Consider the following 14,543-nt stretch of genomic DNA (forward strand, 5'->3'; position numbering starts at 1 on the left):
TATGAAGTACAAAGATATCGTTTCCATTCCGAATAGTTTGGTTTTTGATCTATGAGGAGGTGCTTTCTTCTTACCTATTTAATTTTTCTTTACACAGCGTTGTTTATTTATGTCCGACTACTTAGACCATAAAGAGCCTTGGCTTCAATGACAATAAAAAAACTATTTTTTGCAAGAAAAATAGCCCGTTCATACATAAGTTTAGAGGTTTCATATTCGGTGGTATTTTTATATGTTAATCCTAGAAAAAACAAGCTATTTCCAGCACTCCAAGCACCCCATTCAGGGGTAATAACTTCGTTGTAAATAGGCAGAGCCAACTGAAGTGCTTTTTGCTTAAAACCCATCTCTGAGTACAAAAAAGCTAAACAGCATGATGCTTGTATGGCAAGTCGCTTATGATTAGTTTTTCCCGCAGTTAGTCTAACTTGTTCTAAAATCTCTACAGCTTCTTTTGTTTCCCCCAAATAAAGGTAACAACAACCAATGTTAAAAACAGAATAAAATTTTATTTTTTCTAACATTATTTCATGAGCGACCACATTATTAAACTTAATAATTTCATCTGCTAATACCAAAGCTTCTTGATGAGATTGAAGGGCTTGCTGAATATCACCTGTCAGCCAATATAAATTACCTAATGTATTATAAATCAGGCTAAGATTATAACTAGGTTTTAATTCGTGAATAATCAAGCTAATTGCTTTTATAGTAGATTGTAATATGCCTAATTTATAAAGGCTCCTGGCAAAATATTCACCTGTTTTCCATTCAGACCATTTATTTTTCCTCTCTTTTATAAGTACCTCACCAGCCCACTCGAATTTACTAATAGTAACATACTGATAGTAAGCCTCAAAAGCTTTCATTGCATCTTGTATAGTTTCAACTGTCTTAACACCCTCTGTCCAAAACTCTGCTGCTTTGCGATTCGCCTCAGCCCAATTTTCACTTGCTCTCAGCCGCGCGATCGCCTCAGCCCGAATCATCGGATGCAACCAATATTCTCCATTATTAAACTCTACCAAAGAACGATTTCGCAAAGATTCAATAACTCGTCTGCGCTGTCCTTCTGGCACATCCCACAACAAACACAATAATCCCTCAGTCGGGACAGTCGGCACATCCTGATAGCGATAGCATCCCAAACGGCAGAGGAGTTGATAGGCTTCTGAGTTAAGTTCTTGGAGACGCTGAAACTGACTGGTTACTAAGTTTTCTAAATCAGCCTTAACCAACAGATCGCCATTATTATTCCGCCAATAAGCTACCATATCTCCATCAAAATCTTCTAGAATTGCACCGCAGAGGATACCCATTGCTTTCGCATTTCCTCCATAGGCTTTGTGCATCGCGTTCAGAGTGAGAATATCTATATTAATATGGCGACTCATAAAAAATTGCTGCCACGCTTGCTCATCCAATCCCGGCAATAAATAGTGAGCAACATTTACATCAGGTTCGCACAGACGAACGCGGCTGGTTATCAGCGTCACAGACTGCACTGTTGGATCGGCTAAAACTCGCAATAATTCAACATAGCGGCGATGGGGTTCAATAAATCTGCCTTGTCCATCTAGTGCGGGTTCTAAGTTATCAATTAAAACGCCTATTTTGCGAGTTTGAAGTTGCCGCTTTAGCCGCCGCAACATTTCCCAAAACTCTCGCCCTGGTTCTTCATCAAAGTCTTGTTTCAGCCATCCTTCAATTACACTATCGACAAGTTGGATGTTATCTTTTTCCTTGGCCATTGGGAGGTCTAGCACTAAGTCAAAACCCTGAGAGTTGAGATATTCGTGGGCCAATGTGGTTTTGCCGACACCGCCGTTAGCTTGGATGACGATGATTTTTGCGCCTTGGTTGATATGGGTGTTGAGGGAGGCGATCGCCTTGTCCCGTCCCACGAAATTCTGGTTGGGTATTGAGGGATGTGCGATCGGTCCTTCAGCATCTACAGAATCGGAGTCAACAAATACAGGATCTATCTCCGCTTGTGGGACAGACACTTGCTCCGATCGACTGGAGTTATTTAACGCATCCTGAGCAGCTATGGACTTTGCCTTTTTCTCCTGCGCCACCAAAAGCTCTTGTGTTTCATCCCGCTGTTTAAGCCTGCGTTCCAGAGCAGACCTCAAATTACGCTTACCCACCGGTACGCCCACCGCAGCCGACAGCAATTTGCAAAGTTGTGAACTAACTTCTTTAGCGTAGCTCTCATTACAGGGACACTCCTCTGCAATTTCGGCGAAAGTCTTACCCAAGAGAGCCCCGCGCAGGATAGCAGACTGAACATCGCTCAAAGGCTTGCTCGATTGAGTGATAACCAAATCACGAACCATTTCCAAGGCAGCGTCTATATCCATCAGTGCAAAGGTTCTCAAGTTTTACTGAGTTTAGGCTAATAGACCAAAGATCGCAAGTATGACTCCCCTGCTCAACCTAAACCAACCTTTTCCACCGAAAACCGACCAACTTGACACAGACTTGATGTTATAAATTGACAATTTCTCCCAACCAAAAGCGACTGACATCAGATTAGGAAACCTTTAAAGTTGTAAACAAGCTGAAGTCAATCAGCCAACCAAACGATAACTTCTCAAGGAGAAAGTCATGCTACAAGTCCTTCCCAAAGTTTCTACCATCAGTGAAGAAGATCGTAATTTTATCGATCGTCTGAATGCTCTCGATCTTGAACCTATTGTTTTTCGTGTGATGCACAATGAGTCCACAATGTGGTCTCTGGAGAAAGCCGATCGCATTGCACATCTCTATCGTGCTTTTTTGTACCTTTCCTGGAAGTATCCCAACAAAGCCATTGTCCCTAACAAAGCCGTCGATGAATTTTGGCATCAGCACATTCTCGACACGAGTAAGTACGAAGAAGATTGCCAGTCTATCTTCGGTCACTTCCTGCACCACTTCCCATACTTCGGAATGCGGGGCGAAGGCGATCGTCAAGCACTGGAGTCAGCCTTTGCAGAAACTTTGGCTTTGCTTCAAGAGCAATTTGGTCAAGCGATTTTTGGTAAGTCTGATATTGCCAGTGATTGCTTATTTGTTCAAGAGAAAGCCAGTGATTGTTTGTTTGTTCAAGACAAAGCCAGTAATTGCTTGTTTGTTCAAGACAAAGCCAGTAATTGCTTGTTTGTTCAAGACAAAGCCAGTAATTGCTTGTTTGTTCAAGACAAAGCCAGTAATTGCTTGTTTGTTCAAGACAAAGCCAGTGATTGTTTGTTTGTTCAAGACAACGGCACTCCTAGCAGCTCTAAGTATCCGTTTAAGTCGGTTGCTACGGAATGTGCCTCTTGCGTCTTTGAAATTGGCAATGTGAATAAAGTCGATCGCTCTCGTCCTCGTCCAATTCGTGCTTAGTGATTAATCCTGTCATAGGGTGGGCAAGTTTGCCCACCTTATGACAGGATTTGAGACGAAATCAATCGGATAATTTTGGCGATTGCGGGTAAATTAATCCCACAGCCTCCACGCCCCACCATCCAAGAAACCGGGTTTCTGCGAGAATTTACGCATCCTCACCAGATTTTCCGAAGAAACCCGGTTTCTGACTCCCTACGCGACTAGAAAGAAATCCGGTTTCTGCGATCGCCCTGTAAATAGTCTAATTTACTCTAGTTTACTGCTTGTGCTATAATCAAGTAGAAATCTTTGTAATTATCAATTGCTAAGATCATGCAAGCTAAAAAAATATCAATTTCCTTATCACAATCGCTACTACTGTTCATTGAAAGCTACAAAATTGCTAAAGGATGCAAATCCCCATCCCAAGTAATTGAAGTAGCTTTGGAATTGTTGCGGAATCAAGAACTGGAATCTGCTTACCGACAAGCATCTAGTGAAGTAGACTCCGCTTGGGATATAACAGTTGCCGATGGATTGACAGATGAAAAGTAATATGGATCAAATGAATCAATCCGACTCCTCACCCACTGCCTAAACCCTCGAATCATCGACGTTTCCCCCACATCTTTTTGCCTTTCCACAAATCCCATAATCTCAGAGGGCGACAAAAAAGGAAAGTGAGGAGAAACCTCCCGCTCTACATATTCCTGACCTTCTAACTGATAGAATATTAAACGCGAACCGTCATAACGCCAAAGCTCTGGCACACCCAAACTCGCATACAATTCCATGCGGTTAATCGAACTGCTGGTGATGTCAATTTCGATTACTAAATCCGGTGGCGGATCTTGATTCAAGTCAATTTGCTGGAGGCTGCGGACAATTCCCTCATTCTCAATGTAGTAGCACTGATCCGGTTCTAATCCACGTTCTAAATCCTCGCGTTTGCAAGTTCTTGAACCCAGGCTGCGAATTTCTACATTCAATTCTTCGGTGACAGTTTCTACAAAACGTCCTAAGATTTGTTTGTTCCCCTCATGTGGATCTGATGGAGTCATAATTTCTAATGTTCCGCGATCGTAAGTCAAACGAATCCCCCGCTGTTCTGCTAGCTCATTTACCAGAGATTCGTAAGTCCGCCAACTAATATTTTTCAGCAAAACTCCAGAAGTTTGACTTTGAATGAAGGTGGCTGTCATGGCTACCTGCTTGCTTTTTAGATTATTTATTATGTTTTAACCAAACTCAGTTTAATCTGATATGTTGCACCCAGATAGAGCGGGGGCTTTTTTGTGGGTGGGGGCGGGTTTATTTAACCTGTTTGCAGCCTTTAAGACTGTGGGTGAACCGCCAGCCTGTTCTTGAGTATCTTTTTAGGAGGTACATTAGACGAGAGCGTCTAGCCCTTTTTGACCTCGAACTCCCAGGCTAAGCCCACCCTCACCGCACTTGGTTAGCCAAAGTTAGCTAAATGTGTAAGCCGATTGCATGGCCCACCAGATTAGAAAGCCGATGCCGCCAGCAATGACGATCGCTGAAAGGGCGATCGCGATGGGGCTATCAGCTCCCTTGAACTTCATGATTCCGCGATTTAAGTCTGACATAGCAGTGTTCTCCCAAATTCCAGCTTGATTTTAGCCTTGCTATTGACGGCTGGCTCCCAAAAACAGCGCAATTACTGATTTAGTTAATATTCTGGCTGCTGAAATTTCAGGCGGCTAGGGCGTCTGCCGCCTCCATACTGGCTTTCTCAAAAAAAACTTATGAAAAAGACTTGACAAACTCAGGGAGTTAAGGCACTATGTTTAATACCGCAGGAAATGCGGTTCCGCAGCAAATGCGGGTGTAGCTCAGTGGTAGAGCGTCACCTTGCCAAGGTGAATGTCGCGCGTTCGAATCGCGTCACCCGCTTTTTAAAGTTTAAATAGAAAATCCCGATGTTACCAAAAACTTGGGTGGAAAGCTCATTCAGTGTAGAAGGGCTTTTTTTTGATAGCCACAATCACTAAAGCGATCGACCAAAAATTTGGCACAACTCAGGGAAGTTTGGGAAAAATAGAAATATTTGCTCAAAATATCTAAGTAAGTGGTAAAATTCAGTTGGGAACTTGTAACTGAAAATTGCCGATTGAACTAGGGTTAACAACAAAGAGTTGAAATCCTCGATCGACCAAAATTCAAAAGTTTGATGGAATTAATATCTTAACGATTGTTTTTGCACAAACTCTCTTGTTATCCGATCGCTCGTGTCATCTCAAAAAGCTCCAAAAATTGACTTAAATGGTGATTATCCCTGCCCTTGTCGGCGCCGGGGTCGTCTAGTGCCAATAATACTGACAGAGGCTTTTGGTTGCAACCGCTGTCAGCAAATATTTGTATTGGATGAAAGTGGCTACGTCATCGAGCAATTATCAACAAACTATCCTTACAAACAAACTTGGCGGTGGACAGGTCAACAATGGAACAGAGCTCATCGGGGTTTCAGAGAGCATTACTTGCCCTTAGCCCTGGGCATGATTTTGGTACTTCTAATGATTTGGTTGCCACTGGCGTTGTATTCCCCAGGGAGGAATATAATTCTGTGGGCAGTGGTTGCTGTGCTACTAGCAATGGTGCCGGCGCTGATGGTTTGGCTGGCTTACAGGCGTTAGCTAAATGATAATTGACGATTCTAAACCTTTATCCGATTCGGCAAATGTCGCCCGTTGTGCTTACCAAGCTTCTTTGGAGTTGGCGGGGACAAAAAGTACAGATCGCGCCGCTGCATTGCAGGCGATGGCACAGGCGCTGAAACTCCGCCAAAATGAAATTTTAGAAGCCAATACTCTGGATCTAGAAGCGAGTCGGGATATGGCAATTCCCGAATTGATTGTGGAGTGGCTGAAGTTGACACCCGAAAGAATTAAGACAACCGTCCAAATTCTTCAGCGACTCGGAGAAATGCCCGATCCCATCGGCCGAGTGATCAATGCTTCTTATCAGGTCGATCGATGTCAAGTATATTGTCAATCTCTGCCACTAGGGGCGATCGCCCTAATTTACGAGGCGTTTCCAGAGTTGGGGGCGATCGCGGCCGGTTTGTGTCTCAAAAGTGCTAACAGCTTGATTCTCAAAGGCGGTAGCGAAACCGGGAACACTAATGCAGTCATCGGGGAAGCTTTGCAGTCGGCAATAGATGAAGTCGGTTTGCCATCAGGATGTTTGCAGGTATTGCCGCCCAATGGAGGTGTCTCGATCCGGGACTTAGTGACTCAAGACCAATATCTAAACTTAATTATTCCCTACGGCAGACCGAGTTTGGTGCAACAAGTGGTAAGGCAGTGTACAGCACCTGTGTTGCGATCGGCAATGGGCAATTGTTACCTTTATTGGTCGCCTACGGGTAGTTTGGAGATGGCAAGGTGGATGATTTTGGACAGCCATCAAAGTGTGCCAGATCCGGTAAATGCGATCGAGAAAGTTTTGATCGATCGCCACCAAAAGCCTTCTTCCCTAGTCAGACTGTGGAACAGTTTAAAAGAAAAAGGCTTTCAGATTAGGGGAGACGCCGAACTCCTTGGAGATTTCCCAGACTTAAAGTTAGCCGAAATATCGGAGTGGAATCAACCCTATTTGAACAAAACCATAGCGTTTAAAGTTGTCGATAGTTTAGAAAGTGCGATCGGGTGGATCAACCGATACAGCAGCGGCCACGCCGACAGCATCGCCACCGAATCTTATCTAGAAAGTCGCCAATTTGCGCTGGATGTCAACAGTGCATCTACTTTTATTAATGCCTCGCCCCGGTTTTGGCGCTATCAAAATCGCGGAGATGCGATATTTTTGGGAATGTCAAATCAGAAAGGTTATCGTCGCGGATTAATCGGTTTGGATACGTTGACTACAATCAAAGAAATAGTTCAGGGTAACGGACAATTTTAATCTATTAGTTATTGGTTATGGGTTATTATAGCAATCCTAAATCATTTGTGAATTTCTTGCTCCCTCCCCTTAGTAAGGGGAGGGTTGGGGTGGGGTAAAAAACTTGCGACTCATTTAGGATTGCTATAGTTATTAGTTATATCGTTTCCGGCTGCATCGGAATGATTTAACCTTACTAGAACGCAGAGAACACAGAGGGAGATAAGAGAGATGAATAATTCCGATGTTACCGGATTTGATATTATTAGTTATTGGTTATTAGTTATTGGTTATTGGTTCAAGTTCCGATAACTGGTATTTTGAATTATTTTTAATAAACTGTTTAGAAACACGCTTTCAGACCCATTCCACAAGAAAAATTATTTTTTGTGGAACAAACCGGAAAGCCTGTTGCTGAAAGTGCTGTAATATTTCATATATAATTAAATTTAGAAAATTATTGAGTTCTATCGAAAAATACTCTTAGCGATCGCATGAAATCCGAAAAAATACTGAATACTCTAGACAATACTGGAACACCGACTTTAGGTAAAGAAACCCTAATTCACCACTCAGTATACGTTAAAAAATTGCGTCCTCTTCTGCCATCAGAAGCCTTTGAACCCGATCGCAACAAATTAGTAATACTCTTAATCAACCTAGGAATTGTATTGCTAGGATGGGGAATTGCTAGTCATCTAGACCAATGGCCAGTCTATCTTTTAGGGCTCTATCTACCTTTAGCCATAATCATGGGCAATAGTATCATAGTTTTGCTATTTAGCTCCCACGACCTCATGCACGGTAGCGTTCAAAAAAAGTCTTGGCTGACTTATCCCATCGCCTTTTTGGGATTAAGTATGCTATTCATGCCACCTACCCAGTGGAAAAATCTGCATAACCTCGTACACCACAACAACACAAATTCCCTAGCAGATCCCGATCGCAACTACCTGTACCAGCAACCAGATACCTGGGGAAAATGGATTCAAAATCTGTTTGTACCGTCAGTAGAAGTCAATCCGCTGTGGTTAATTGTCGGGATGGCTGGCTCATGGTTTGTACATAATTTCCGCAATGTCTCCTCGGTGTTGTTATTCAATGATAAATCAGTAGATTACGTACCCGCGGCCTTTACAGTTAGCCCTAAAGATAGATTGACAATCGCCCTTGAGTGCTTGGGAATCTTAGCAATTCATCTGAGCATATTATTCTACCTAGAATTTAATCCGCTCAAAGTTGCTCTAGCCTACATTTTGCCGATCTCACTTGGTCATGCCGGCGCAATGTTTTACATCTATACTAATCATATGGGTTGTCGGATGACCAGCATCAATGACCCGCTGATTAATAGTGCTTCACTGCGAGTTCCTAAAATATTTGATGTACTGCACTTTAATTTTTCTTACCACACAGAACATCACATTTTTCCCAGCATCAACTCCAACTATTACCCGATGGTGCAAGAGTTGTTACAAATTCATTATCCCGGCCGCATGAACTTAATCAATGCTGGCGAAGCATGGCGGTTGCTGATGGAAACCCCGCGACATTACAAAGATGAACTGACTTTTACTGATTCTTTAGGTGAAATGTCTGTAGATTGTGGTAAGTCTCAAGCAGATCAAGTTTAAAGAAATTAGGAAGGCTTAAGGGAGGAGACGGCAGTGCCCTTCTTCGTGTCAACTTAAGCCTGAAACCCTTGAGAAATCTCGTTTATATCCGAGTCCAGATCCCCCTAAATCCCCACCCCCCCCTAGCCCCCCCAAGGGGGGAAGGGGGACTTTGAGAAGACTCCTGTCCCCCCCTTCTTAAGGGGGGCTAGGGGGGATCTGGGCCTAATCGTCAAACAACAGTCTCTGACAGGGTTTGACCTTAAGTTGACACGAAGAAGGGCTCCTGGAGTGTCCCTACAACATTATTTTGGAGTAGGGAAACGGCATTGCCGTGTCCTCCGTTGCCCTAATCAATCGATAATTAGGTATGAGTCATTAAATATTGACCATTACCATTGTATTCCCCGTCGCAACTGGCGAAATTAGCCACAAACCAAATCAAATAAAACCGCCAGATTCGGCGAAATTTGGCATAGTCAATGCCATAGTCTAAATCTTTGACTATCGCCTGAGAATCGTCAAAGTTTTTCAGCCAATTAGCAAAGGTGGTGGAGTAATTGAATCCATTCAGATACCATCTTTCAATGGTTTTGAGGTCGTTGTTGTAGCTGGGAACTGCATCGTATTTCCAGTAACGGCCGTGGGGGAAAATGTATTTGTGGGTGAAAACGCTGGATATATTGTTGGGGGTACGGACTGTGATGATGTGAATGAAAACTCGGCCGTTATCTTTCAGGAAAGAGGCGAGCTTTTGGAAAGCTTTCGTTAAATTACCGACATGACAAAAAACGCCGATCGACAAAATCTTATCAAACTTGGTCTCAAATTGGGCATCGTTCAAATCTCCTTCGTAGAGAGTGAATCGACCAGAGCTGAGGTAGCTTTCGGGATCTTGCATCTTCCGGCGCATATATTCGCATTGGTGGTGACTCAAGTTAATTCCCGTAAACTTGACATTGGGGAATTTGGAGAGGATGTAGTTGGGAACGCAGCCCCAACCGCAACCAAAGTCTAAAATATTGTCGCCATCTTTGATGTCGAGTTTCTCAATCACATCATCAATCATGTGGATCTGGGATTGTTCGAGGTTGGTGGCTCCTTTTTCCCATAATCCCATGCTGTATTTGGGATAGATGAGTTTCCCCTCGCCTAACATGGGATTCAGCATGGCTTGAGGCAAATCGTACTGAAGTTTCATTAAATCCCGCGGTCCTTCAGCAGTCCGATCTGTTTCTGTTAGTACCCATTCGTAGGGTGCAAGCAGGGACGGAAAATGCTTAAAAAAGACTGGCATACAGGTATCAAAAAGCGATCGCAAGACAGAATCGGGTACTTCTAATCCGTTGATGTAAGATTCTGCTACTGCCATTTGCACGGCGTTAACAGCACTGACTGCGACGCGGGTTGCTCGGTAGGCAAGGGGACTTTTGGTATGTACATTTCCCAGGATGGGGAGATGCTTTTCGATGTTTTGTAAGACTGTTGATGAGCTCATGTTTATACTGTTTTTAAAGATGGTGCTATTCTATCTCAAGAAAATCAACATTTTAGAGACACAAAAACTTGTAAATCTTACTAAGTAAGGTTTACACTGCCAGAGCTTGCAAAAACATCAAGATTTACCACGAAGTAATCGGATTAGAGAACGAATTTATGAGGCTTTCAGACAGCATTAAACTATTAAGAATAATGTAGTTTTTTTCGAGGGATGGATGAAAAGGGGTCTCAGAGGATTGCTGGATTGGGGGGTTCTCTCGTCGTTGTGGCGATAAGTCATGCTTATAATCTAACAATATCAAGGCTTTCAGCTTTCCTTGACCAGCCCCCGTCATACTGCTTGCCTGGGACGGGGGAGAACGTCACACTTCGGTGGTGTCAGCATTCCCCACACCTATATCTATAGCGGTAGCAGCCGGTCTTCCCCTGGTGGGAACTGCTAAATCCGGTTCTATTTTGCCTGGTTTGGTCAAGAAATTGATGGGTGTGCTACGGCGCGATCCTATGAAATTAGGAAAATATTTTGCTAAAATTGGCAATAACCTCCACACAACCTGATTGGGTATGGTAAACTAGAAAGCACTTGTTGATGAGTCTTTCACGTTTGACTTTGGCTGGCTCTATCGAAAATCTCAACTTCCATCCACATCTGATTTAGGAGATATTTCATGTCGATTTACGTAGGTAATCTTGCTTATCAAGTTACCCAAGAAGACCTCAATACCGTATTTGCAGAGTACGGAACCGTTAAAAGAGTTCAGTTACCGACAGACCGCGAAACTGGCAAAATGCGCGGTTTCGCCTTTGTGGAAATGGGAACAGAGGCAGAAGAAACAGCCGCGATCGAAGCGCTTGATGGCGCTGAGTGGATGGGCCGCGATCTAAAAGTTAACAAAGCCAAGCCCCGCGAAGATCGTGGACCTGGCGGTGGCGGTCGCTCCGGCGGTGGCTTCAATCGTCGTTACTAATCCTAGGCTGAGTCACAGGATTGGCGATCGCTCTAAGTAGCCAGAGATACATAAACTTTCAAAACTGAACGAAGTCAGGCAATCTCAAACTAAACGATTGCTTCCTTCGGCCATAGCGAGTCTCGCGATGATAATTTTATGTTTAATTGTGTCTATTAACTGAGTTGCAATAGCTATTAGTTTATTGACTGGCGATCGTCCTTTGTTCACAGACCGAACCTACACCGATAAACGCAGAGAACCATAAATTTATCTGCGTTTATTTTCGTTTATCTAAAACCTGTAGTAACAAACTTCTTGGCTATGTCGTCAAATACGAATTCAGACTACGAATGGTTACTACAACGAGCGATCGCGATCGCCGTCAAAGCTCATGAAGGGCAGCTAGATAAGGCAGGCAATTCCTATATAGATCATCCGCTATTTGTGATGAAAAATGTCAATTCTGTAGAGGAGAAAATCGTAGGGGTTCTCCACGATGCGGTGGAAGATTCCGAACTGACACTTGACGAACTCAGAAGCGAAGGTTTTCCTGAACTTATAGTAAACGCGATCGGCGCAATTACCAAAATAGAAGGAGAACCTTATGCAGCTTATTTAGAGCGGGTGATGGCCAACCCGATCGCCTTGCGAGTCAAAATCGCCGATGTTACTCACAACCTCGATATTCGTCGCATTTCCAATCCGACAGAAGCAGATTTTCAACGCATTGCCAAATACAAAAAAGTCCTCAGTCAATTACGCGGGGCCTTAAAGTAATTCTTATTGAAAACGTTCAAATCCCACCGCAAAGCTAAACTCATTTTAGTCAGGTTATTCACTCGATATCGCCGATCGATCGCCCTCAAAATTCAACCGCAGATATCCACCTTCATCGTGGCACAGGCCCGAAAGCCTGTGCGATATCTCCGACAAAAAAAATCAAATCCTAAGCCATCACCATCCCCCCATCCACATTAAACACCTGCCCCGTAATATAAGCAGCAGCCGCATCCGCCGCCAAAAACTTCACCATCCCCGCAACTTCCTCAACTTCCCCATATCTCCCCAGGGGAATATACTTCAAAATCTCATCCGATTTAACATCCTTAGTCATATCTGTAGTGATAAAACCCGGTGCCACCGCATTCACAGTAATCCCGCGACTAGACAACTCCTTCGCCACAGTTTTAGTAAACCCAATTACCCCAGCCTTCGCCGCACTGTAATTAGCTTGTCCCGGATTGCCCATTTGTCCAGCCACCGAAGCAATATTAATAATTCGGCCGCTGCGCTGTTTCAGCATGATTTTACTCGCAGCTTTCGTACACAAAAATACACCAGTTAGATTCAAATCAATCACAGCTTGCCAATCTTCCAATTTCATCCGCAACAGCAAAGTATCGCGAGTAATTCCAGCATTGTTCACCAAAATGTCAATCCGTCCCCATTTTTCCATGACATTACTGGTGAGTAAATCTACTTGGTCAGTTTTCGAGACATCTGCTGCAAGGGCGATAGCTTCGCCACCAGCAGTGACTATTTCGGCTACCACCTCATCAGCAGCAGCACTCGAACTGGCATAGTTTACGGCGACTTTAGCACCCTCTGCGGCTAGGTTTAAAGCAACGGCGCGGCCGATTCCCCGCGATGCACCGGTCACGACAGCAACTTTACCCTGCAATCTCTGAAATGTCTCTGGTAATAATTCCATAATTCTATCCTCGCAATCTACCAGAGAATTTTGCACTAAAATCGAGCCAGAACCAAAAAAAATATTTTGTCCTATGGCAGTTCAAAAACAGTTCAGCAGTTTTGAGGAGTTACTATCGAGCTCCGATTTGCCGGTGTTGGTAGATTTTTATGCTACTTGGTGTGGCCCTTGTCAGATGATGGCACCGATTTTGGAACAAGTCAGCGGTCAAACGAAGGACAAGCTGATGGTGGTCAAGATTGACACGGATAAGTACGAACAGTTGGCTTCGCAGTATCACATTTATGCTTTGCCGACTTTGGTGTTGTTCAAAAATGGTGCTGAGGTCGATCGCATTGAGGGAGTGATGCAGCCGGCGCAGTTGATCGATCGACTGCAACCTTTCTTGTAGTTAGGGTATTTTACCTTAATTAAGACATCTCCAACTTTTGGAGATGTCTATTGTTTTACCGCAGCACGAGCCGAAAAGTAGGGCTGTTTCATTAGGCTTCAACGGACGGCATTGCACCTGTGAAGCACATCCATAAAGTATCGCTCCGTTCCGTTTCCAGCCAGTGTTAGGCTCGCGGTTCTTGTTGTGTAATCGATGCCGCCACTACCAGCGGCGAGCGCATCAGTCTTAGGTTTAGATTTCGAGCATTTCACCTGTTGTTATCTCCTCTATTCTTACTGGTGCTTCAAATGATTTAACTTGAAATTCCAGCTCATCCCAATTTTGGCCATATTTACCGTTAAAGTGAGCTGCTATGGTATCTTGTTTCTGGATAAACGATTTCTCAAGATTACAAACATAAGTTCTTATGTCATCTGCCTGTTTTCTGATGACGACGCTAGTTCCAGCACCTGTGATGCCCAATCCCATCGGCATCAAAAAGCGACCGCCAGGAGTTTGAATAAAAGTATTCATACTACCTTTCCGAAGACTATCAATATCACTGTCAGAAGCATTGTCTGATAACTCAGTAACGCCCTTTAGCTCGTAGGGATCGAGAATTTCAGGCCAATTCTCTTCAAGAATTCTTAGTAAGTCTTGATTTGTAAATCCTCCCCGGTGTGGATGGATATCGATTAAATACATTGTTGCCGTATCGGAGGGTGCAATAGCAAATAATAGATCGTCTGTTCGTTCAACAAATCCCTGACGCCTTGGATGAGGATTAGTACCTAAATGGAAGTGTAATATTCCCCAGTCGTAAAACATGAGGTCTTGGTAGTCTGGATTATCGCTCTGTGTGCTGAGATGAGGTGTTAAATCTTGACCAGACTCAGCTTTCTCAATAAACTGCTGCAAACCTAATGTAATTTCCTGTGGAATAATTTTGTTTTCCAATTCTTGAGACTGGTTAACAGTCCATACAATAGTTGGTGGTCTTCTTAGCAATAAATTGAGATACCTTGTCAAAACGGTATCGAGGTCTTCTTCATCTTGTGGAGGATGACCTAAACTGCACAGCTCTTGGGTAATTATTTCTTGATAATCCGCAATAAAGTCTATTGTTGCCATGATCTACT

14 protein-coding genes and 1 tRNA gene are annotated in these 14,543 nt (G+C 43.6%); 9 read left to right on the forward strand and 6 right to left on the reverse strand.

The genetic code is table 11. The features are described 5' to 3' along the window. Window positions 1-107: 107 nt before the first annotated feature. Window positions 108-2,363 carry a tetratricopeptide repeat protein gene (locus AAFP11_RS19030; RefSeq protein WP_341738474.1) on the reverse strand — a complete coding sequence of 752 codons (2,256 nt, stop codon included), beginning with the start codon at window positions 2,361-2,363 and terminating at the stop codon, window positions 108-110. Window positions 2,364-2,610: 247 nt separating this feature from the next. Here AAFP11_RS19030 and AAFP11_RS19035 point away from each other — a divergent pair, with 247 nt between their 5' ends. Next, complete coding sequence (locus tag AAFP11_RS19035; RefSeq protein WP_341738475.1) at window positions 2,611-3,372, forward strand: hypothetical protein; 762 nt, start codon at window positions 2,611-2,613, stop codon at window positions 3,370-3,372. Window positions 3,373-3,833: 461 nt separating this feature from the next. On the opposite strand, the gene AAFP11_RS19040 is transcribed toward AAFP11_RS19035, so the two are convergent. Further along, window positions 3,834-4,556, reverse strand: a complete 723-nt coding sequence (locus AAFP11_RS19040) for a Uma2 family endonuclease (RefSeq protein WP_341738476.1) — start codon at window positions 4,554-4,556, stop codon at window positions 3,834-3,836. A 264-nt stretch (window positions 4,557-4,820) separates the two neighbouring features. After that, the gene (locus AAFP11_RS19045; protein WP_340519337.1) at window positions 4,821-4,961 is read right to left on the reverse strand and encodes a hypothetical protein; all 141 of its coding nucleotides are present in this window, start codon (window positions 4,959-4,961) and stop codon (window positions 4,821-4,823) included. Between the two features lie 235 nt (window positions 4,962-5,196). Between AAFP11_RS19045 and AAFP11_RS19050 the strand changes: the two genes are divergently transcribed. The 4 genes from AAFP11_RS19050 (at window position 5,197) to AAFP11_RS19065 (ending at window position 8,891) form a co-directional block, all read left to right on the forward strand. Next, a tRNA-Gly gene (locus AAFP11_RS19050) sits at window positions 5,197-5,268 on the forward strand. Between the two features lie 335 nt (window positions 5,269-5,603). After that, entirely contained in the window at window positions 5,604-6,008 is a 405-nt protein-coding gene (locus AAFP11_RS19055) for a hypothetical protein (RefSeq protein WP_341733959.1), read from the forward strand. 4 nt (window positions 6,009-6,012) lie between these two features. Further along, a complete protein-coding gene (locus tag AAFP11_RS19060) occupies window positions 6,013-7,278 on the forward strand; it encodes a glutamate-5-semialdehyde dehydrogenase (protein WP_341738477.1) in 1,266 nt (421 codons plus the stop codon). A 473-nt stretch (window positions 7,279-7,751) separates the two neighbouring features. Further along, window positions 7,752-8,891 (forward strand): fatty acid desaturase, encoded by a 1,140-nt coding sequence (locus tag AAFP11_RS19065; RefSeq protein ID WP_341738478.1) that lies wholly within the window; start codon window positions 7,752-7,754, stop codon window positions 8,889-8,891. Between the two features lie 343 nt (window positions 8,892-9,234). On the opposite strand, the gene AAFP11_RS19070 is transcribed toward AAFP11_RS19065, so the two are convergent. Beyond that, window positions 9,235-10,368, reverse strand: coding sequence for a class I SAM-dependent methyltransferase (locus AAFP11_RS19070; RefSeq protein ID WP_341738479.1), 1,134 nt, complete (start codon window positions 10,366-10,368; stop codon window positions 9,235-9,237). 374 nt (window positions 10,369-10,742) lie between these two features. On the opposite strand from AAFP11_RS19070, the gene AAFP11_RS19075 reads away from it, so the two are divergent. The 3 genes from AAFP11_RS19075 (at window position 10,743) to AAFP11_RS19085 (ending at window position 12,097) form a co-directional block, all read left to right on the forward strand. Next, window positions 10,743-10,928, forward strand: coding sequence for a hypothetical protein (locus tag AAFP11_RS19075; protein ID WP_341738480.1), 186 nt, complete (start codon window positions 10,743-10,745; stop codon window positions 10,926-10,928). Between the two features lie 110 nt (window positions 10,929-11,038). Beyond that, a complete protein-coding gene (locus AAFP11_RS19080) occupies window positions 11,039-11,338 on the forward strand; it encodes an RNA-binding protein (RefSeq protein ID WP_341738481.1) in 300 nt (99 codons plus the stop codon). Window positions 11,339-11,641: 303 nt separating this feature from the next. After that, a complete protein-coding gene (locus tag AAFP11_RS19085) occupies window positions 11,642-12,097 on the forward strand; it encodes a GTP pyrophosphokinase (RefSeq protein WP_341738482.1) in 456 nt (151 codons plus the stop codon). 169 nt (window positions 12,098-12,266) lie between these two features. Here the strand turns inward: AAFP11_RS19085 and fabG are convergent, their stop codons facing one another. Then, window positions 12,267-13,031, reverse strand: coding sequence for a 3-oxoacyl-[acyl-carrier-protein] reductase (gene fabG, locus AAFP11_RS19090; protein ID WP_341738483.1), 765 nt, complete (start codon window positions 13,029-13,031; stop codon window positions 12,267-12,269). 73 nt (window positions 13,032-13,104) lie between these two features. On the opposite strand from fabG, the gene trxA reads away from it, so the two are divergent. Further along, complete coding sequence (gene trxA / locus AAFP11_RS19095; protein WP_341738484.1) at window positions 13,105-13,422, forward strand: thioredoxin; 318 nt, start codon at window positions 13,105-13,107, stop codon at window positions 13,420-13,422. A gap of 234 nt (window positions 13,423-13,656) precedes the next feature. On the opposite strand, the gene AAFP11_RS19100 is transcribed toward trxA, so the two are convergent. After that, a complete protein-coding gene (locus tag AAFP11_RS19100; protein ID WP_341738485.1) occupies window positions 13,657-14,535 on the reverse strand; it encodes a hypothetical protein in 879 nt (292 codons plus the stop codon). Window positions 14,536-14,543 lie beyond the last annotated feature (8 nt).

Source organism: Microcoleus sp. CAWBG640, assembly GCF_020883015.1.
GTDB lineage: Bacteria > Cyanobacteriota > Cyanobacteriia > Cyanobacteriales > Microcoleaceae > Microcoleus > Microcoleus anatoxicus.

Excerpts from the sequence above, each read along its gene's own strand:
- AAFP11_RS19070 (WP_341738479.1), bottom strand. The coding sequence starts at position 10,368 with ATGAGCTCATCAACAGTCTTACAAAACATCGAAAAGCATCTCCCCATC.
- AAFP11_RS19045 (WP_340519337.1), bottom strand. The coding sequence starts at position 4,961 with ATGTCAGACTTAAATCGCGGAATCATGAAGTTCAAGGGAGCTGATAGC.
- AAFP11_RS19080 (WP_341738481.1), top strand. The coding sequence starts at position 11,039 with ATGTCGATTTACGTAGGTAATCTTGCTTATCAAGTTACCCAAGAAGAC.
- AAFP11_RS19035 (WP_341738475.1), top strand. The coding sequence starts at position 2,611 with ATGCTACAAGTCCTTCCCAAAGTTTCTACCATCAGTGAAGAAGATCGT.
- AAFP11_RS19100 (WP_341738485.1), bottom strand. The coding sequence starts at position 14,535 with ATGGCAACAATAGACTTTATTGCGGATTATCAAGAAATAATTACCCAA.
- AAFP11_RS19040 (WP_341738476.1), bottom strand. The coding sequence starts at position 4,556 with ATGACAGCCACCTTCATTCAAAGTCAAACTTCTGGAGTTTTGCTGAAA.
- fabG (WP_341738483.1), bottom strand. The coding sequence starts at position 13,031 with ATGGAATTATTACCAGAGACATTTCAGAGATTGCAGGGTAAAGTTGCT.
- AAFP11_RS19065 (WP_341738478.1), top strand. The coding sequence starts at position 7,752 with ATGAAATCCGAAAAAATACTGAATACTCTAGACAATACTGGAACACCG.
- AAFP11_RS19085 (WP_341738482.1), top strand. The coding sequence starts at position 11,642 with ATGTCGTCAAATACGAATTCAGACTACGAATGGTTACTACAACGAGCG.
- AAFP11_RS19060 (WP_341738477.1), top strand. The coding sequence starts at position 6,013 with ATGATAATTGACGATTCTAAACCTTTATCCGATTCGGCAAATGTCGCC.
- trxA (WP_341738484.1), top strand. The coding sequence starts at position 13,105 with ATGGCAGTTCAAAAACAGTTCAGCAGTTTTGAGGAGTTACTATCGAGC.
- AAFP11_RS19030 (WP_341738474.1), bottom strand. The coding sequence starts at position 2,363 with ATGGATATAGACGCTGCCTTGGAAATGGTTCGTGATTTGGTTATCACT.